This window comes from Nonomuraea typhae (assembly GCF_009760925.1).
GTDB lineage: Bacteria > Actinomycetota > Actinomycetes > Streptosporangiales > Streptosporangiaceae > Nonomuraea > Nonomuraea typhae.
This window is the reverse complement of record NZ_VRLV01000013.1, coordinates 145,392-164,634: the sequence shown is the minus strand read 5'-3', so window position 1 is coordinate 164,634 and position 19,243 is coordinate 145,392. Positions and strand designations below refer to the sequence as shown.

General features: G+C 71.3%; 16 protein-coding genes. 7 read left to right on the top strand and 9 right to left on the bottom strand.

The genetic code is table 11. The features are described 5' to 3' along the window. Positions 1-12 precede the first annotated feature (12 nt). The 8 genes from FVE25_RS38490 to FVE25_RS38455 all read right to left on the bottom strand — a co-directional run bounded on the left by FVE25_RS38490 (position 13) and on the right by FVE25_RS38455 (position 10,375). Positions 13-1,074 carry a glycosyltransferase gene (locus tag FVE25_RS38490; protein WP_246268111.1) on the bottom strand — a complete coding sequence of 354 codons (1,062 nt, stop codon included), beginning with the start codon at positions 1,072-1,074 and terminating at the stop codon, positions 13-15. After that, positions 1,071-3,737 carry a bifunctional glycosyltransferase/CDP-glycerol:glycerophosphate glycerophosphotransferase gene (locus tag FVE25_RS38485; protein WP_157252425.1) on the bottom strand — a complete coding sequence of 889 codons (2,667 nt, stop codon included), beginning with the start codon at positions 3,735-3,737 and terminating at the stop codon, positions 1,071-1,073. The genes FVE25_RS38490 and FVE25_RS38485 overlap by 4 nt, the downstream gene beginning before the upstream one ends. Before the next feature lie 99 nt (positions 3,738-3,836). Next, entirely contained in the window at positions 3,837-4,601 is a 765-nt protein-coding gene (locus tag FVE25_RS38480) for an SRPBCC family protein (protein ID WP_157252424.1), read from the bottom strand. Between the two features lie 145 nt (positions 4,602-4,746). Then, the gene (locus FVE25_RS38475) at positions 4,747-5,601 is read right to left on the bottom strand and encodes an FAD binding domain-containing protein (RefSeq protein ID WP_157252423.1); all 855 of its coding nucleotides are present in this window, start codon (positions 5,599-5,601) and stop codon (positions 4,747-4,749) included. After that, positions 5,598-7,925, bottom strand: a complete 2,328-nt coding sequence (locus FVE25_RS38470) for a xanthine dehydrogenase family protein molybdopterin-binding subunit (RefSeq protein WP_157252422.1) — start codon at positions 7,923-7,925, stop codon at positions 5,598-5,600. The genes FVE25_RS38475 and FVE25_RS38470 overlap by 4 nt, the downstream gene beginning before the upstream one ends. Then, complete coding sequence (locus FVE25_RS38465) at positions 7,922-8,398, bottom strand: (2Fe-2S)-binding protein (protein WP_157252421.1); 477 nt, start codon at positions 8,396-8,398, stop codon at positions 7,922-7,924. The genes FVE25_RS38470 and FVE25_RS38465 overlap by 4 nt, the downstream gene beginning before the upstream one ends. A 68-nt stretch (positions 8,399-8,466) precedes the next feature. Further along, a complete protein-coding gene (locus FVE25_RS38460; RefSeq protein ID WP_246268109.1) occupies positions 8,467-8,670 on the bottom strand; it encodes a hypothetical protein in 204 nt (67 codons plus the stop codon). Beyond that, positions 8,660-10,375: a PspC domain-containing protein gene (locus FVE25_RS38455; RefSeq protein WP_181019857.1), complete on the bottom strand. Its 1,716-nt coding sequence runs from the start codon at positions 10,373-10,375 to the stop codon at positions 8,660-8,662. The genes FVE25_RS38460 and FVE25_RS38455 overlap by 11 nt, the downstream gene beginning before the upstream one ends. A 115-nt stretch (positions 10,376-10,490) precedes the next feature. Here FVE25_RS38455 and FVE25_RS38450 point away from each other — a divergent pair, with 115 nt between their 5' ends. From FVE25_RS38450 to FVE25_RS38440, 3 genes are all read left to right on the top strand, one after another. Continuing rightward, the gene (locus FVE25_RS38450; RefSeq protein WP_157252418.1) at positions 10,491-11,705 is read left to right on the top strand and encodes an ATP-binding protein; all 1,215 of its coding nucleotides are present in this window, start codon (positions 10,491-10,493) and stop codon (positions 11,703-11,705) included. Continuing rightward, positions 11,698-12,330 (top strand): response regulator, encoded by a 633-nt coding sequence (locus tag FVE25_RS38445; protein ID WP_181019856.1) that lies wholly within the window; start codon positions 11,698-11,700, stop codon positions 12,328-12,330. Before FVE25_RS38450 ends, FVE25_RS38445 begins: the two co-directional genes overlap by 8 nt. A 208-nt stretch (positions 12,331-12,538) precedes the next feature. Then, positions 12,539-13,939, top strand: coding sequence for a glutamate-cysteine ligase family protein (locus FVE25_RS38440; RefSeq protein ID WP_246268108.1), 1,401 nt, complete (start codon positions 12,539-12,541; stop codon positions 13,937-13,939). Positions 13,940-13,969: 30 nt separating this feature from the next. Here FVE25_RS38440 and FVE25_RS38435 read toward each other — a convergent pair whose 3' ends face one another. Then, the gene (locus FVE25_RS38435) at positions 13,970-14,926 is read right to left on the bottom strand and encodes an ArsR/SmtB family transcription factor (protein ID WP_157252416.1); all 957 of its coding nucleotides are present in this window, start codon (positions 14,924-14,926) and stop codon (positions 13,970-13,972) included. 133 nt (positions 14,927-15,059) lie between these two features. Between FVE25_RS38435 and FVE25_RS38430 the strand changes: the two genes are divergently transcribed. Genes FVE25_RS38430 through FVE25_RS38415 form a run of 4 tightly spaced genes read left to right on the top strand, consistent with a single transcriptional unit; the run spans position 15,060 to position 19,208 of the window. After that, positions 15,060-17,495: an AfsR/SARP family transcriptional regulator gene (locus FVE25_RS38430; RefSeq protein ID WP_157252415.1), complete on the top strand. Its 2,436-nt coding sequence runs from the start codon at positions 15,060-15,062 to the stop codon at positions 17,493-17,495. Between the two features lie 53 nt (positions 17,496-17,548). Further along, entirely contained in the window at positions 17,549-18,193 is a 645-nt protein-coding gene (locus tag FVE25_RS38425; protein WP_246268106.1) for a neutral zinc metallopeptidase, read from the top strand. A gap of 52 nt (positions 18,194-18,245) precedes the next feature. Next, positions 18,246-18,503, top strand: coding sequence for a WhiB family transcriptional regulator (locus FVE25_RS38420; protein WP_157252413.1), 258 nt, complete (start codon positions 18,246-18,248; stop codon positions 18,501-18,503). A gap of 9 nt (positions 18,504-18,512) precedes the next feature. Continuing rightward, complete coding sequence (locus FVE25_RS38415; protein ID WP_157252412.1) at positions 18,513-19,208, top strand: CPBP family intramembrane glutamic endopeptidase; 696 nt, start codon at positions 18,513-18,515, stop codon at positions 19,206-19,208. The last annotated feature ends 35 nt before the right edge of the window (positions 19,209-19,243 follow it).

Here is a 19,243-nt window from a genome sequence, read left to right as displayed (position 1 = left end):
AGCCATGATCGGTCATCGCGCCATGTGGGCGAAGAGGGTTTCCCAGCGGTCCAGGACGGGGTCGAGGCGGAAGGCGGCGGCTCGGGTGCGGGCGGCGGCGCCCAGGCGGAGGCGTTCGTCCGGGGCGGACATCAGGTCGGACAGGGCGGAGGCGAACTTCTTCACGTCGCCCGGCGGGACGAGTTCGGGGCCCGCGGAGCGGACGCCGCCGGAGACGTCGAAGGCGACCGCGGGGACGCCGTGGGCGGCGGCCTCCAGCAAGACGACGGGCAGGCCCTCGTGTTCGCTGGTCAGGGCCAGGATGGCGGCGTTGTGGTACTCCTCGGTCATCTGGGCCGCCGGGATGCGGCCGCGGAAGACCACGCGGCCGGCGACGCCCTCGGCCGCGGCGTGGCGGCGCAGGCGGGGCTCCTCGGCGCCGTCGCCCAGGAGGTGGAGTTCCCAGGGGGGTGTCGCGACGCGGGCGAAGGCGGTGATCAGGCGGTCGAAGCGCTTGACGCCCTCCAGGCGGCCCACGCCCAGGATGCGCGGGGTGGTCAAGGGGGACGGACTCTCCGGCCATTCCGACAGCGGGTTGGGCAGGGACCAGGTGTTGGGCAGGAGCGCGTGTTCGGAGAAGAGCAGGGCGTCGTCCTCGCTCAGGAAGACGGCCTGGTCGAGGTCCGGGTAGTGCCTTCTGATCGAGCCCAGGTGCCAGGAGCCGCGGGCGTGTTCGTAGGAGCCGTGGTACTGGCCGATCGGGCGCAGGCGGCGGGGCAGCATCGAGGCCACGCGGGTGACGGCGCCGGGGGAGGTCAGGATGGCGAAGCCGGGGGTCAGCGAGCCCAGGACCTGGCGCAGGTGGCGGTCGGACAGCCGCCGGGACAGCGGGCCCTCGGCGCCCATGGGGGCGCGGCCGGTCACGTGCTTGGTGTAGCGGGGGTGCTCGACGTAGGTGAACGGGGTCCGGGCGCGGTGGAGGCCGATCACGTGGACGTCGTGGCCGCGGACCGCCAGGCCCTGGGCGAGCGTGTGGGTGACCTGCTGGATGCCGCCGAGCGTGTCGGCGTCCATGCAGGCGAAGACGATGCTCACGGCGTCCCCCACACCACGGGGCGGCTGGTGACGGGCCGGGCGAGGGGGGCGGCGAAGAAGTCCTCCACCACCCGGGCGGCGGCGGTGCCGCGCTCCTCGCCGCACCAGAACGTGCGGAAGGCGGCGTACTTCTCCGAGAAGGACGTGTGTACGGCCGGCAGCGCCCGCAGGCAGATGATGAGGTCCCGGGTCGTGGTCAGGCAGGGGCCGGGGGCGATCGTGGGCAGGTCGTGGTAGACGCCGCGCTCGGTCAGGCGGTAGTCGTCCCAATCGTCGATGTAGAAGAGCATGGGTTTGCCGGTGAGCGCGTAGTCGCACATCACGGAGGAGTAGTCGGTGAGCAGCGCGTCGGAGGCGAGCATCAGGTCGTTGATCTCCGGGTAGGAGCCCGCGGCGCGGACGAAGTGGCGCAGGTGCTGGGGGAGCGTGTAGCGCTCGATCGGGTGGGTGCGCAGGATGATCACCCAGTCGGCGGCCAGCTCGTCGGCCATCATCTCCAGGTCGACGCGGACGGACCGGCCGCTGCTCTTGGCGTGATCCCGATATGTCGGGGCGTAGAGGAGGATCTTCTTGTCTGGCGATATTTCCAGCTTTTCCCAGACTTGGGGCACCACCTCACCCCGGACCAGGGCATCACATCGCGGCGTGCCGTACCGGAAGACCGGGCCGGTGTAGCCGTTCGACGGCACGAAGCGCCGCGAGAACTCCTCACTCGGTGAGATCAGCGCGTCCCAGCGGGCCACGGCGGCCCGCCACTGGTCGCGCGGCCCGGCGAAGTCCGCCCGCAGGTCCGGCGCGTCGAAGCCGATCGACTTGATGCCCTGCCCGTGCCACGTTTGCAGGTAGCGGGTGCCCGGCGGCTTCGGATAGGCGAGCGGGAAGCCGTGGCTGTCCACCCAGATGCCCGCCCTGGCCATGATCCAGATGTAGCGCCAGCTCATGCGGCGCACGAGCCCGGCGTCCTGGGGGAAGGCCGCCCGGTTTCTGGACGCCGACCAGATGACGCCGATCGGCAGCTCGCGGCGGCGCAGCTCCTCGTAGATGGCGCGGGGCGAGCCGGTGTAGCCCTTGCCGCAGTCGGCCTCGAACAGCGCCAGGTCCCTGCGCCGCGGCACCACCTTGATCAGCGCCTTGTACACCCGCAGCTTCATCGCCGGCGTGCTCACCCTGGCCAGCACCTCGCGCTTGAGCCGGCCCATGATCCTGCGCTGGATCGGCGCGGTGATGCGCAGGAACGCCGACTGGCCCACGGCCTGCACGGTGTGGCCGTTGACGCTGATCGGCGCCAGGTTCGGGTCGACCAGCAGGCGGTCGGTGGTGGTGTGGCCGTCACTGTCGCGGGTGAAGGCGATGCGCGGCTCGCCCTTGTCGCGGGGCACGAATCCGAACTCGGAGACGTAGCCGTCACCGGACGGGTGCGGGTGAATGGGGAAGCTCTGCCTGCCGTACCGGAAGGAGGCCGTCCACCCGGTGGGCAGCACGCCGAACGGGTCGTAGGTGTGCACGGTCATCGCGATCCGGCCGCCGTCCGCGGCGATCTCGGTGACCTCGTGGCGCAGCCGGGTGGCGGTGAAGGGCAGCTCGGCCAGGCGCAGCCGGGTGATGTCCATGCCGGGGGAGAGCGTGGTGCCCCAGTAGGTGCGGCCCTGGTGGCGGATCGCCGCTCTCGGCGGGGCGGCCGCGCCGGTCAATGAGCGTACGGCGACGCGCAGGTCGTCCACGCGGTCGTCGAGGATCAGGTGGCAGCAGACCCGGTTCATGGGGTCGAGGCGGTCGATGATCTCGTGCGGGACCGTGGCCAGGTAGGGGCGCACGACCGCGGCGAACTCCTTGGCCCACACCAGGTCGCGGGCGGGCAGCGGGTTGAGGTAGACGCGCAGGTCCTGGCGGAGGAAGCGGTGCTGACGCCCGGGGACGAGGTCGTCGCGGCCGTAGTCGCGCAGGACGCGGTCGCTGCGCTCGGCGGCGATGATCCGGTGGCGCACGTTGTCCATGTCGGCGATGCTCTGCGAGATCGAGGCCGGCTCCGGGGCGCGGTGCCAGTGGTAGACGACCCAGGGCACGACCGCGAAGCGCTCGGACAGGGCGTAGACCTCGGTGGCGAAGACGTGGTCCTCGTAGTGGATGTCCTCGGGGAAGCGCAGCGCGTGGCGGCGCAGGAAGCCCGTGTCGTAGAGCTTGTTGGTGCTGAAGGAGTCCAGGAACAGCTCGGGGTCCTCGGCGATGCCCTCGACCACGCGGCGGCGGGCGAACAGGGCCGGGTAGTAGCGCTCCAGCCGCCCGCTGGGCTCGTAGTAGCGGGAGATCTGGCCGGCGACGAAGTCAGCGCCGGTGCGCTCGATCTCGGCCAGCAGGCTCTTGCAGGCGTGCCTGGGCAGTTCGTCGTCGCTGTCCAGGAACATGATGAACGGGGCGGAGGCGGCGTCCAGCCCGTCGTTGCGCGGCGCCCCGCAGCCGCCGCTGTTGTGCTCGCGCCGCAGGTAGCGCACCCGCCGGTCGGCCTGCTGCAGAGTGCTCATGACCTGCGCGGTCCCGTCGGTGCTGGCGTCGTCGACGACGATCACTTCGAGGTCGCGCAGGGTCTGCCTGAGCACGGAGCGGACCGCCCTGGGCAGTCGTTCCGCATCGTTGTAGCCGATGATGACCACGGTGCAGTACGGCATGCCCATCTCCCCCGAGCCACGGAACACTCGAAGTCAGGCATTCCCGGTCTTCGGGTGATGTGTCCGGACTTGATGGCTTTTTTGCCCGTTGATCTGGCCTTATCTACGCAAGAACCGCCTGATCAGCCAGGCGACCAACGCCACCAGCACCAGCCCGCCCACCAGCGGCGCCACCCGCTTCAGCAGCGGCGTCCCGGCCACCTCCAGCAGGTCCAGCGCCTCCTCGTCGGCCGTGCGCGACGTGCGCAACGTCCCGCCGGGATGCACGTCCGCCGGCACCGCGCTCAGCCGCCGCTCCCCGGCCTCCTTCTCCTGGGAGCCGTCTTCCCGGGGTGCGGCATCCCGGGGTGCGCCTTCCCGGGGTGCGGCATCCTGGGGTGCGGCATTCCGGGGTACGGCTGCCGCCTCCGCCGCCGGCTCGGCCAGCAGCTCCGCCAGATTGGCCGCGAACCGGTCGATCAGCTTGGCCCCCACCTCGGCCATCACGCCCCGGCCGAACTGCGCCGGCCGGCCCGTCACGTTGAACGTCGTCTCCACGCGCACCGCCGTCGCCCCGTCGGCCGCGGCCAGCTTCGCCACGACCGTCGCCGAGGCCGTCCCCGGCCCGCGCGCCTCCTTGCCCGAGGCCCTGATGGTCAGCGTGTGGTTGTCCTTGTCCACGTCCTCGAAGCGGGCCGTGCCCCGATAGGTCACCGTGATCGGCCCGACCTTGACCTTCATCCTGCCGGCGAACTCGTCGCTCTCGAAGACCTCCAGCGTCGCGCCGGGCAGGCAGGGTGCCACGCGCTCGACGTCGAGCAACACTGCCCACGCCTGCTCGACCGGGACCGGGACAGTGAACTCGTGCTCGAACCGCATCGCCATGGACGCCTCCTGCTTACGACAGTACGTCCGGAAGGGCGACCCCCGGAAGGGGAACCCCTCCCGGACTGCGGGGTTTTGGGGGACGACGGAAGGGGCGCCTCCTCCCGGACCACGGTGTGCTCCAGGAAAGGGCGCCCCCTCGGGGCTACGGGGTTCCGGCCGCGGTCCTGACCGCGCGGTGGGTCAGGACTCTGGCCAGGTGCCTGCGGTAGTCCGGCTGGCCGTGCAGGTCGGCGGGCGGGGAGGTGCCCTCCGCCGCTTCCCCGCACGCCTGCCGTACGGCGTCGCCGAGCTCCAGGCCCTGGAGCGCGGTCTCGGCCGCGCGGGCACGCAGCGGCGTCGGCCCCATGTTCGTTAGCCCGATCCTGGCCTCCTGGATCGAGCCGTTCGAGCGGCGCACGGCGGCGGCCACGCCGACGATCGCCCACGCCTGGGCGGTGCGGTGGAACTTCTCGTAGTGGAAGCCCCACCCCTCGCCCAGCTTGGGAATTTTGACCCCGGCCAGGATCTCCCCCGCCTCCAGCGAGGTCTCCAGGTAGTCGGCGAAGAACGCGGCGGCCGGGATCTCCCGCTCACCGGAGGCCGACCTGGCCACCAGCACCCCGTCCAGCGCCAGGACCACCGCCGGCAGGTCGCCCGCCGGGTCGGCGTGGGCCAGGGAACCGCCGAACGTGCCGCGGTGCCGTACCGCGGGATCGGCGACCGTCGCGGCGGCCAGCGCCACGAGCGGGCAGCCCGCGGTCACCACCGGCGAGCGCATCACCTCGTCGTGCGTGGCCAGCGCGCCGATGAAGACGTGGTCACCGCGGTCGTGCACGCCCTGGAGCTCGGGCAGGCGCCCGATGTCCACGAGCGTGCTCGGGTAGGCCAGGCGCAGGCGCAGCAGCGGCAGCAGCGACTGCCCGCCGGCCAGCGCCTTCGCCTCGTCGTCGGCGGCCAGCGCCTGGCATGCCTCCTCCACGGTGGCCGCGCGCGTGTAGTCGAACTTCGCGGGGATCATGAGCGCGCTCCTTCGAGTGCCCGCCAGATCCGCTCGGGCGTGCACGGCATCTGGACGTCGTGGATTCCCCGCGGGCGCAGCGCGTCCACGATGGCGTTGACGACCGCCGGGGTCGAGGCGATCGTGCCCGCCTCGCCGACGCCCTTCACGCCGAGCGGGTTGGTGGTCGCCGGCGTCTCCGTGCGGTCGGTGACGAAGGCCGGCAGGTCCGCCGCGGACGGCAGCAGGTAGTCGGCCATCGTCGTGGTCAGCAGGTTCCCGTCGGCGTCGTAGACGGCCTCCTCGAACAACGCCTGCGCGACGCCCTGGGCGATGCCGCCGTGCACCTGGCCCTCCACGATCAGCGGGTTGACCACCTTGCCCACGTCGTCCACGGCCACGTAGGAGCGGATCCTGCTCATGCCGGTCTCGGTGTCCACCTCGACCGCGCACAGGTGCGTGCCGTGCGGGTAGGAGAAGTTGTCCGGGTCGACGGTGGCGTCGGAGTCCAGCCTCGGCTCGACCCCGACGGGCAGGTCGTGGGCGGCGAACGTGGCCAGCGACAACTCCTGGATCGTCTTGCCGGTCTCCGTGCCGCGCACCCTGAACGTGCCCTCGCTGAACTCGACGTCGTCCGGCGCGCACTCCAGCACGTGCGCCGCGATCTTCCTGGCCTTCTCCTTCACCTTGTCGCAGGCGGCCAGCACGGCCATGCCGCCGACCACCAGCGACCGCGAGCCGTAGGTGTCCATGCCCTTGGGCGAGGTCGCGGTGTCGCCGTGGATCACCGCGATGTCCTCGAACGGCACGCCGAGCGCGTCGGCCACGATCTGGCTCCACGCCGTCTCGTGCCCCTGGCCGTGGGCGGACGAACCGGTCACCACCTCGACCTTGCCGGTCGGCAGCATGCGCACCGCCCCGTGCTCCCAGCCGCCCGCGCCGTAGTTGAGCGAGCCGAGCATGCGGCTGGGCGCGATGCCGCACATCTCCGTGTACGTCGAGATGCCGATGCCCAGCTGGACCGGATCGCCCCGGTCGCGCCGGTCGGCCTGTTCCGCCCGCAGCTTGTCGTAACCGAACAACGCCAGCGCCTTGTCCGTCGCCGCCTCGTAGTTGCCGGAGTCGTAGGTCAGCGTCGCGATCGTGGTGTAGGGGAACTCCTCGTGCTTGATCCAGTTGCGCCGGCGCACCTCGATCGGATCGAGGTTGAGCTCATTGGCCAGCTCGTCCATGACCCGCTCGATGGCATAGGTCGCCTCAGGCCGCCCGGCCCCCCGATAGGCGTCCGTCGGCATCTTCGTGGTGAAGACGCCGGTGCAGTTGAAGTCGTAGGCGTCCATCTTGTAGATGCCGTTGAACATGAACGCGCCCAGCAGCGGCACCCCCGGCGTCACCAGCATCAGGTAGGCGCCCATGTCGGCCAGCAGCTCCACGCGCAGCCCGCGGATGCGGCCGTCGGCCTCGGCCGCCAGCGTCACGTGCTGGATCTGGTCGCGGCCGTGATGCACGGTCAGGTTGCCCTCCGAGCGCGACTCCGTCCACTTGACTGGCCGGCCGGTCCTGCGCGTCAGCAGCAGGCAGAGCACCTCCTCCGCGGTCACCTGCAGCTTCGAGCCGAAACCGCCGCCCACGTCCGGCGCGACCACCCTCAGCTTGTGCTCCGGGATGCCCGTCGTCAGCGCCAGCATCACCCTCAGCACGTGCGGGATCTGGGTCGCGCTCCACAAGGTGTAGCTGTCGCCGTCGGTGCTGGCCATGACCGCCCGCGGCTCCATCGCCGACGGGATCAGGCGCTGCTGAATGTAGGTGCGGTCGATCGTCACCGGCGCGTCCCGCAGCGCGGCGTCGATGTCCCCCTGGGCGAACTTCCAGGTGAACGCCTGGTTGCCCGCCTCGTGCACCTTCGGGCTGCCCGCGGTGAGGGCGTCGTTCATGTCGAGCACCGGCGGCAGCGGCTCGTAGTCGACCTCGATCGCCTCCAGCGCGTCCGCCGCCTTGTACCGGTCGGTGGCCACCACGCAGGCGACCGCCTCACCCACGTACCGCACCTGCGAGACGGCCATCGGCGGATGCTCCGGGATGACGACGTCCTCGCTCACCGGCCAGGCGCACGGCAGGCTGCCCTGCTCGGCGGCGAAGTCCGCCCCGGAGAAGGCGCCGATCACCCCGGGCAGGCCGGCCGTCCCCGACACGTCCACCCTCGTGATGCGCGCGTGCGCCATCGGGCTGCGCAGGAACGCCACATAGGCCATCCCCGGCAGCTGCATGTTGTCGGTCCACTGCGTACGGCCCGTGAGCAGGCGGGCGTCCTCCTTGCGCCGCCTGGGCGCGCCTATCTCGCTCATGGCGTCTTCACCGCCATGTCCTGTGCGCCCCGCCGTACCGCTCGGACGATGTTGCAGTAACCCGTGCACCGGCAGAGATTGCCCTCCAGGCCCTCCCTGATGGCCTCCTCCGACGGGTCCGGATTCTCCCGCACCAGATCGACCGCGGCCATGACCATGCCGGGTGTGCAGTAACCGCACTGCAGGGCGTGTTCCTCGTGAAAGGCACGCTGCATCGGGTGCAGCGTGCCGTTGGCGGCCAGGCCCTCGATGGTCGTGACGGCGCTGCCGTCGGCCTGGACCGCGAGCACGGAGCAGCTCTTCACGGACTTGCCGTCCAGCAGCACCGTGCAGGCGCCGCAGTTGCCGGTGTCGCAGCCGATCGGGGTGCCTGTCTTGCCTAGCCGATCGCGGAGAAGATGGACGAGGAGGAGCCGCGGCTCCACTTCCTCCTCGTACGCGATTCCATCGACGGTGACGGAGACTCGGGGCATACGTCCTCCCTCTCAGGGGGGCAAGGTGGACACCGCCAACGTACGCCCATGATTGTCCTGGTCAAGGGTTACTTACGCCTGGTTACTTTGGCGACGACCGCGACGAGCCCCGCGAAGCCGAGCCCGACCACCGTCAGCGACACCAGGATCACCGGCTCGGTGATCGACTCTGTTGCCAGCAGGATGCCCAGGACCAGGAAGAGCAAACCGCTGAGCAGCGCCATCCAGTCCGTCCTGTGCAGCTGGCGCGGCTTGTCCACCTCACGCGGCACGACGCACCTCCACATCGCCCATGCCGCCCCGCAGGTTCAGCACGATCGTCGAGACCGCGCCCTTCGGCTTCGTCTCCGGCTCCAGCACCTTGTCGAACTCCACGTCCACGCCGCCGCGCAGCGACTGGTCGATCGTGATGTCGCCCACCCTCGCCGTCGCGTGCACCTCCACCCGCGCCGATGCCGGCACGATCACCATCAGCTCACCCACCGACACCGAGGCGTTGAACTGCGCCCGCGAACCCGGCGGCATCTTCAGCTCCGACAGGTCCAACCGGCCCTCGCCGACGCCCACCTCGTAGGTGCCGCTCGTCTCCGCCAAGGTCGTCGGGGTCCAGGTACGGTCGCCCACCCGCTTGGGCAGGCCGCCCACGATCATGCCGAAGGCGATGACCACCGCCACGACCGTGCCCAGCGCGACCAGCCCCGCGCCACGTCCCCACCAGGCGGCGACCAGCAGGCCCGCGCCGACCGTGATGAGCACCGACGCGCCTATGGCGGCCGGGTTCACACCTTGGGCCGACCCGCTTTGGACAGCCACGACGATCCCTCCAATGATCAATGACAGGAGCACCGTGATCACACCGATGAAGGAGCGCGGACGCTTCTTGGTCACGGGCGCCGGAGGCGGGGTCTGCCCTCGGTACAGGGCCGGGTCATAGGGGGAGTAGCCGCCGCGTCTGGCGGGGTCGAGCGGCTGGTAGGGGCCGTGGGGGGCGAACGGCTCGCCGTACGGGATGCGCTCCCTGGGCGTCTCGGCCGGGCGTGGCGGCTGCGGCTGCCGGGGCGTTTCGGGGGCTTCGGCGTGCGAACGGGCGCTCGCGCCGGCATCCGCGGCCTGGCGGGCGGCGCGCTTCTCGCGCATGATCGCCTCGACGCGCAGCATGGCCTCTTCGCGGGTCGGCGTGCGGCCGGCGGCGGGCAGGACACGGGTGCCCTTCGGCTCGTCCAGCTCCTCGCCGTAGGGGATGGGCACCTCGGTGGTCTCCTGGCTCTCGGCGGCCTGCGGCGCCACCGGGGCGTCTTGCCGGTCGTCCCGGTCTTCCTGGTCTTGCCGCTCTTGCCGCGACTCCGTGGTGTCGTGCCGCGTGTCCGCCGCGTCCTGCCGCGTCTCCGCCGGCGTGTGGGCCGGTTCCGCGGTGTACGGCTTGCGCGGTGTGTACGGCGGGGCCGCCGCCTCGGCCGCGAAGGCGATGTCAACCATGGCGCGGCCCGGCTCAGGGCGGCCGTGCTGCTGCACCATGGGCTCAGGGGTGGCGCGCTGCCTGCGGCTGAGCCGTTCGGGCATCGAGCGGGCCAGCGCCAGCAGGTCCACGCCACTGGCGTGCGCGGCCAGCAGCGCCAAGACGATGACCAGGCCCACGACCAGCGTGCCGGTGTCCAGCCACACCGTGGCCAGGTTGATGCCGAGCCCGAAGCCCAGCACTGCGGTCAGCAGCGCCATGACGGCCTCGGCGTCGAAGTCGCGCCGGGTCCACTGCTCGATCATGCCGGGCAGGCCCCGCGTGTCCTTCATCAGCATGAAGGCGGCGATGTAGAGGAAGAAGCCCATCCCGGAGCCGAACAGCAGAACGGCGAATCCGACCCGGAACACCACCGGATCGATCCCCGTGTGCCTGCCCAGCCCGGCGCACACCCCGAACAGGATGCGCCCTTCCCCGCTGCGACACAGGGGCCGGGATTCTCGCGATGGTGCTTCTTTCATGTACACCATCGTGACCGCACCCAAGGGGTGCACGCATCCGGGACACCCCTGAGCCGACCCTGGGGGTAGTTCCCTGATGCCCGCACCCCTCCGGACGTGTGACGATGACGGTGTTATGGCTGACCAGAAGACTCTCGCCGAGCCCGCCCCCGCCGAGGCGCCCTACCGCCGCATGCGCCGGCGGATGGAAGGCCGCCTCGTGGGCGGCGTCGCGCAGGCGCTGGCCGACCAGCTGAAGCTGGATCCCGTCGTGATCCGGCTGGCGTTCGTGCTGTTGTCCGTGGTCGACGGTGTCGGCGCCGTGGCCTACTGCGTGTTGTGGATGGTCACGCCGCGGGAGCCGTACGAAGGACAGCCGCCTCAGCGTGACTGGAGCCAGCTCGCCGCGTTCGTCGCGATCGGGGTGGCCCTGTTTGCGTTCGGGTGGATCACCGGGGCCTCGCAGGGCGGGGTCGGGATGATCCCGTTCGCGGTCGGCGGCATCGGGGCGCTCATCCTCTGGCAGCAGGCCGACCCCGACCGGCGCAGGGAGTGGATCGCCGGCGGCACCAAGAGCATCCGCAAGAACCGGGTCAGGACGGTGCTCGGCGTCATCCTGGTCGCGGCGGGCGGGCTCGGCTTCCTCATCGCCCAGGACGAGCTGCGGGACGCCCGGCCGGGCATGTTGTTCACGGTCGTCGTGGTCGTCGGCCTCATCGTGATCATCGCGCCCTGGCTGGCCGGGCTCTGGAAGGAGCTCCAGCTCGAGCGGCGTGAGCGCATCCGGCAGGAGGAACGCGCGGAGATGGCGGCGATGGTGCACGACTCGGTGCTCCACACGCTCACGCTCATCCAGCGGGTCGCCCACGATCCGCGCGAGGTCGCCCGGCTGGCCCGCTCGCAGGAGCGCGAGCTGCGCAACTGGCTCTACCAGCCCAAGCAGGACGCGGACGTCACCCTGGCCGCGGCCGTGCGGCGGATCGCCGCCGAGGAGGAGGACGCGCACGGCGTCCCGATCGAGGTGGTCTGCGTCGGCGACATCGAGATCGACGCCGAGGGCCGCCTCACGGCGCTGCTGAAGGCGTCGCGGCAGGCGATGGTCAACGCGGCGAAATACTCTGAGAGCGCCTCCATTTCCGTCTATGCGGAGGTGGAGGGTGAAGAAGTCACCGTTTTCGTGAAGGATCGAGGCAAGGGCTTCGAGATGGACGAGGTTCCGGCTGACCGGATGGGCATCAGGGAGTCCATCATCGGCAGAATGGAACGGCACGGTGGCAGCGCCAGAGTACGCACGGAGCCGGGTGAGGGCACAGAGGTGATGTTGACGATGAAGGTGGAGAAGCGTGATTAAGGTCCTGATCGTCGACGACCACCGGCTGTTCCGCTCCGGGGTCCGGGCCGAACTCGGGGAGACCATCCAGGTCATCGGCGAGGCCGAGGACGTCGACTCCGCGGTGAAGGCGATCGCCGAGATGCAGCCGGACGTGGTGCTGCTCGACGTGCACATGCCCGGAGGCGGCGGGCAGGAGGTGCTCCGGCGGGTCCTGGGCTCCGGCGCCCAGGTGCGCTTCCTGGCGCTGTCGGTCTCGGACGCCGCCGAGGACGTCATCGGCGTGATCCGGGGCGGCGCCCGCGGATACGTCACCAAGAACATCAGCGGCAAGGAACTGACCGACGCCATCCGCCGGGTGTCCGAGGGCGACGCCGTCTTCTCACCGCGGCTGGCGGGCTTCGTCCTGGACGCGTTCGCCTCCTCCGAGGCGCCTCCGATCGACCCCGAACTGGACTCCCTGACCCAGCGCGAGCGCGAGGTCCTCCGGCTGATCGCCCGTGGGTACGCTTACAAGGAGATCGCCAAGGAGCTGTTCATCTCGGTGAAGACCGTGGAGACGCACGTGTCGTCGGTGCTGCGGAAGCTCCAGCTGTCCAACCGCCACGAACTCTCCCGCTGGGCCACCGCTCGCCGCCTGGTCTGACCTTCGCCTCTTCGGGGGAGCACTCGCCCAGGTAGGCGTCGCCGAGTTCCCCACGTCCGGGCTCACCCTCACAAGGGCGAACCGGGTAGGTGTGGTGGTTGTCCCGGGGTGGTCATCTGGGCTAGATCGTGCGACATTCCGTGGTATGGGCAGGGACGTGCCAGTCGTCGTGTTCAGTCGTGAAGACCGAAGGACCTACCGGGAAAAGGTGCGACGGTGCCTGGACGTCTTCGCCCAGATGCTGCGCGAGGCCCGGTTCGAGGTTGAGCGCCCCCTGGCCGGGCTGGAGATCGAGCTCAACATCGTGGACGAACGCGGCGAGGCCGCCATGCGCAACGCCCAGGTCCTGGCCGCCATCGCGCAGCCGGACTGGGCCACGGAGCTCGGCCAGTTCAACATCGAGATCAACATCCAGCCCCAGGCGCTCGACGGTGCCGGGGCGCTGGCGCTGGAGAGTGACGTGCGGGCCCGGCTCAACCACGCTGAGTCCCGGGCCAGGTCCGAGGGCGGGCATCTGGTCCTGATCGGGATTCTGCCGACGCTCAGGGAGCAGGACATCGGCGAGGGCACCCTGTCGGCCAATCCACGCTTTCGCCTGCTCAACGAGCAGATTTTCGCCGCCCGGGGTGAGGATCTGCACCTGCTCGTCGAGGGCGTCGAACGGCTGGACACCCACGCCGACAGCGTCGCCCCCGAGGCCGCCTGCACCAGCGTCCAGTTGCACCTGCAGGTCAGTCCTGAGGCGTTCGCCGCCCACTGGAACGCCGCCCAGGCCATCGCGGGCGCGCAGGTGGCCGTGGCGGCGAACTCGCCCTACCTGTTCGGCAAGGAACTGCATCGCGAGACCAGGATCACCCTGTTCGAGCAGGCGACCGACACCCGCCCGGCCGAGCTGAAAGAGCAGGGGGTACGCCCGCGGGTGTGGTTCGGCGAACGCTGGATCACCAGCGTCTTCGATCTGTTCGAGGAGAACGTCCGCTATTTCCCCGCCCTGCTGCCGCTGGTCGAGCAGGAGGACCCGCGCGAGCTGCTGGACCGCGGCCTCATCCCGCACCTGCCCGAGCTGACCCTGCACAACGGCACCATCTACCGCTGGAACCGCCCCGTCTACGCGGTCGTGGACGGCGCCCCGCACCTGCGGGTGGAGAACCGGGTGCTGCCCGCGGGGCCCACGGTGATCGACGTCGCCGCCAACGCCGCCTTCTACTACGGCCTGATGGCCGTGCTGCCGAACGCCGAGCGGCCGATCTGGAGCCAGATGTCGTTCGCCGCGGCCGAGGACAACCTCAACACCGCCGCCCGCCACGGCATCGACGCCCGCCTGTATTGGCCGGGCGCGGGCGAGGTCCCGGCCGTCGAGCTGATCCTGCGCCGCCTGCTGCCGATGGCCTACGAGGGCCTCGACCGCTGGGGCGTGGACAAGGCGGTGGCCGAGCGCCTGCTGGGCGTGATCGAGGGCCGCTGCCTGACCGGGCGTACGGGCGCCACCTGGCAGGTGGAGAAGGTCACGGCGATCGGCGGCGACCGGCACGAGGCGTTGCGGGAGATGACGCTGGAGTACATCGAGCGCATGCACACCAACGAGCCCGTCCACACGTGGCCGGTTTGAGCGAGCGCGACTCCCGTCCGAGGGGGCGCGTCAGCCGAGGAGGCTTTCGCCCAGTTCGGTGATCGTGTGCATGACGGAGTTCTCCTCGCGGCTGCTGGTGATCAGCCCGGCGGCGCGCAGCACGGAGGCGTGCTGGCTGGCCGAGGATGGGGCGATGTGCAGGAGGCGCGCGAGCTGGGAGGTGGAGCGCGCGGTCCTGGTGGCCCGGAGCACCGCCGCCCGCGTGGGGCCGAGCAGCCCGGACACCGGGTCGCCGCTCTCGCCCTCGCCCGGCGGCAGCACCCAGGTGCCCCGATGCTCGACCGGGTACACGAGCACCGGCGGCAGGTCCGGGTCGGCGAGGCTGACCGGTGTGCCCCAGCAGAACCAGGAGGGGATGAGCAGCAGTCCGCGCCCGCCGAGCCGGAGGTCCCGGTCCACCGGGTAGTTGACGTGCAGGACGGGCGGCAGCCAGCGCATGCTGGGCCGCAGGCTGCGTAACAGCTCCTCGACCCCGCCGGCGTGGAAGGCGCGCAGCCGCCGCGCGTGGTCGGCGGCGATCTGGTTGCGCACCTGGGACCAGTACGGCGCGATGGCGATCCGGTGCAGCGAGCGCAGGGCCTGCGCCAGTTCGCTCATCGCCGGGGCGTCGGCCCTGGCCAGGTCCCTGGCCCAGGAGGTACGGCCCGGCAGTTTGGAGACCTCGGTCCTGACCCGGTTGCCCGGGGTGGACAACATGGTGTCGAGGCTTTCGTCCAGAGTCTCCTCGCCGGTGCCTGGGGTGAGGAAGTCGGGGAAGTAGGGGCTGGGCGGCACCAGGGAGCGCAGGCCGCCGATCGGTTCCGCGGAAAGGCGCGGGGTGACCTGGGTGAGCCAGTCGGCGAAGAAGGTACGGCCGCGCCTGCCGTACAGCCGGTGGAGGCAGAAGACCGTCTCCCAGAGCGGGTCGGCGCTGGGCGCCAGGCGGGTGCGGGCGAGATCGTCCCCGGTGAAGTGAATGCGTAGCATGCGAGCCTCTTCGTGGGAGCGTGCCCAGCCATTATGGCCACAGATTTCGTCATATTGGTGTCATAAGCAGGGTCTTTCGGTTCTGGTCGAAAGAGGGTGACCCGAGCAGCGGCGATGGGTGAGGCTGTGCGCCATGTTCCGCGTTCTCGGCCCGCTCGAGATCACGGTGGGTGAACGGCTGGCGCAACCACCCGGCCCGCGCCAGCGTGAGCTCCTCGCCCTGCTGCTGCTCCGCGCCAACCAGGTCGTCTCCGTGGGGACCATCGTCAAGCTGGCCTGGGGCGAGTGGCCGCCCCCGACAGCGCGGCGGCAGGCGCAGAACTGCGTGGGACGGCTACGCCGCCTGATGACCGATGTCGGGCTCTCGCCCAAGACGATCGTGACGACTCCCGGAGGTTACCTGCTCAAAGTCGGCGACGATCAGCTGGACATGCTCGCCTTCCTCGCGGCGGCGGATGAAGGACGAGCCCTCGCGGGGGCGGGGCACGCCTGGAAGGCGAGCAGGTGCTATCGGGCGGCGCTGGCGCTGTGGCGCGGGCCCGCCTTCGAGGGGGTCGCGCTCGGGCCGTTGGCCGGGGAGGTCGAACGGCTCAACGAGCGCCGCCTCGCCGTACTCGAAGACTGCCTGGATCTGGAGCTGCAGCTCGGCAAGCACGCGGCGGTGGCCGGGGAACTGCGGGCGCTGGTGGCCGAGCATCCGCTGCGTGAGCGGATGTGGGGGCAGCTGGCGCTGGCCCTGCACCGGTCGGGGCGGACCGACGAGGCCCTGGTCGCGCTCGACCAGGCGCGGGCGCGGTTCGTGCCGGGGGAGCGGCTGCTGGAGATCGAGGCGGCCGTCGCGCGGGGCGAGACGGGCGTGGCCGAGCGGCCGGGCAGGTTGCCCGACGCGCCCGCCGGATTCGTCGGGCGTGACGACGAGAGCGCCGTTCTCGCCCGGTTGTTACGGCAGGAGGCGGGGGCGGTCGTCTCCGGGGAGGCGGGGGTGGGGAAGACCGCGCTCGCCGTACATGTCGCTCATCGGGTGCATGAGTGCTTTCCCGATGGGTTGCTCTACGCGAGCCTGCGCGGGAGCGGGCCGGGAGAGGTGCTGGGCGGGTTCCTGCGGCGGCTGGGGGTGTCCGGGCAGGCGGTGCCCGACGGGGTCGAGGACCGTGCCGAGGTCTATCGGGGCAAGCTCGCCGGGCGGCGGGCGTTGATCGTGCTGGACGACGTGGCGGACGCGGGGCAGGTGCTGCCGCTGCTGCCAGGGAGGTCGCGGTGCGCGGTGCTGATCACCAGCCGGTCCAGCCTGGATGAGCTGACCGGCGGGTCGCGCTTGCCCGGGCTGGGCGGCACGTCCCAGGGGTCGGTGCTGCCGGGGCTGGGCGGGCTGGCCGAGGAGGCGTTCCGGCCGGGCGCCCGGGGGTTCGGGGGATCGGGCGCCTTTCAGGCGGCGCTGGGAGCGGGCGTGGGCCCCTTCCCGGGGATGCCGGGCCTCACGGGAACCGTCGTGAGCGCGTCGAAGGGCTCGGGCCGAGGGGTGCTGCCGCTGATGGAACTGCCGTCGTTGGAGGGCGGGCCGGCGATGACGCTGCTGGCCAAGGTCGCCGGGGCCGGGCGGGTCGCGGCCGAGGTCCCGGCCGCGCGCGATCTGGTACGGCTCTGCGGCGGGTCGCCTCTGGCCATCCGCGTCCTGGGCGCCAGGCTGGCCGCCGAGCCGCGCCTCCGGGTGTCCTGGCTGGCCGAGCGGCTGGCCAGGCGGAAGCCCGCGCCCGCGTATCGGGCGGTCGCGGAGGCGTTGTCGCTGGGCTACGCCGGGTTGCCCGAAGCCGCCCGGCGGCTGCTGCGGCGGATCCACCTCCTGGACGCGCCCGACTTCGCGCCCTGGGCCTGCGCCGCGCTGCTGGACACCACTCCCGCAGAGGCGGAGGAGCTGCTCGAACGCCTCGTGGAGGCACATTTCGCCGAACGCTCCTCGCCGCCGCGCTACCGGCTGCAGGAGGCCGTCCGCGAGTTCACCCTGGGAGTCACAGGAGCCACGGGGGGCGCAGGAGCGACGGAAACCACGAGCGTCACGGCAACCACGACCACGAGCGTCACGGGAACCACGAGCGTCACGGGAACCACGAGCGTCACGGGAACCACGAGCGTCACGGGAACCACGAGCGTCACGGGAACCACGAGCGTCACGGGAACCACGAGCGTCACGGGAACCACGAGCGTCACGGGCTTCACCGCCGCAGAGCGGCGGGCGGCGCTCGGGCGGCTGCTGGACGGCTGGCTGGTCCTGGCCGACCAGGCGAACGGGCTGCGGTTCGAGAGCGCGGACGAGGCGCCGCCCGGCCGGTGGACCCCGCTCGGCGTGACGGTCGGGGATCCGCTCGAGTGGTTCGAGACCGAGCGCCCCGGCCTCGTGGCAGCGGTACGGCGGGCCGCCGCGGAAAACCGGGCCGAGCACTGCTGGCGGCTGGCCGTGGCGCTGGCCAGGTACCTCGAAGGGGCCGGGCACCTTGATGACCTGGCCGAATGCCTGCGGCTCGCCCTGGCCGCCAACCCACAGCACGAAGCCGGGCACGCCTGGCTGCTGTGAGAGGCCGTCACCGGCAGGATGAAGCCGTGCACACTTTGGGCATGGTGAATCGTGTGACGCGACCCCTCACGCTTGTCCTGCTGTTAGTGCTTCTCGCCGCCTGCGGTGTGGTCCGGCCGCGATCGATGGAGGCCGCTCCCCAGGAGGACACCTTCGAAGACGACGTGACCTCCGCCCGCGTGCTCAGCGAGGAGTTCTGGAAGCAGCAGTTCGTCGCGCTGGGCCGTACATATCGCCCGGTGCAGGACTTCGTCGCCTATGACGGCGAGAACGGCCCGATGTGCGGCGATCAGCCGTCCGTGCCGAACAACGCCTTCTACTGCCCGCTCGGGCACTTCATCGCCTACGACGCCCGGTGGATGCGGGGGTTGTGGCAGGACATGGGAGACGGCTCGGTCTACCTGATCATCCCGCACGAGTTCGGCCACGCCGTACAAGCTCAGCTGGAGACGCAGTTCCAGCTCAACGTCCAGCAGGAACTCCAGGCGGACTGCTACGCCGGAGGAACCCTGGCGGCTCTGGTCAAGTCGGGCACCCTGCGGGCCGAGCCGGGGGACGAGGAGGAACTCCTGCTCAACCTCGCCGCCGCCGGCGACCCCACCGAGGACTGGTTCAACCCGCAGGCCCACGGCACCGCCGAGCAGCGCCAGGCGTCGTTCGCCGCCGGATATCGCGACGGAGTAGGCGGCTGCGGATAAGTACAACCTGAGGGGGATGCGGTCGCAGGTCGGCGCGTCTAGCGTGGTGGGCATGCCGTTGGGAGAGATCACCTGGCTGCGCGGGGGCGCCTGCCGGACCAGCGACCCCGAGCTGTTCTTCCCGCTCGCGCCGACCCCGCAGCAGGAGGCCAGAGCCAAGGCCGTCTGCGCCCGCTGCCAGGTGCTCGACCAATGCCGTGACTACGCCCTGGGCGCCGGCGAATCCGAGGGCATCTGGGGCGGCATGACCCCCGACGAGCGCCGCCGCACCCGATTCCCGGCGGGCTGGCACAGTCCGGCCGCCAGCTAGCCTGCAGACGTGCTGCTACGTTCCCTCGCCGTGCTCACCGCGGCCAACATCCTCAACAACCGCATCGCCCCCCGCCTCGGCCCCCTGACCTCGGCCGCCGCCACGGCCTGCCTCGTCGCCATGGCTAGGAAGTCGGGCCTGTCGTGGGAGGACCTCGGCTTCCAGCACGGCCGCAGGGGCGCCCTGGCCGGCGGCGCACTCGCGCTCGGCGTCGCCGCCGCCTACACCGCCGGCATCTCCCACCCGCGAACCCGCCCCCTGTTCCACGACGACCGCGCCCTGTCCCTGTCGCGCGCCCGCGTCCTGGAGGAAGCGCTGGTCCAGGTGCCGTTCGGCACCGTGCTGCTGGAGGAGGTCGGCTTCCGCGGCATCCTGTACGCCGACCTGAAGCGCCGGTACGGCACCGCCGCGGCGACGGCCGGATCCTCGGCGGCGTTCGGCCTGTGGCACATCCTGCCGTCCATCGAGATGGCCAAGGCCAACCCCGCGGTGGGCGCCCTGGTGGCCGCCGAATCCCCCCAGCACCTCCACACCACCCGCGTCGTGGTGGGCAGCGTGGTCTCCACGGCCGCGGCCGGCGCCCTGTTCTGCGAACTCCGCCGCAGAGGCGGCCTGGCCACCCCCGTCCTCCTCCACCTGGCCACCAACTCCCTGGGCTACCTGTTCGCCCGCCTGTCAGCCCGCCCCATTCCCCGGGACACCTGAACCGCCGGGGAGGCCACCTCCAGAAGGCCGCCTGC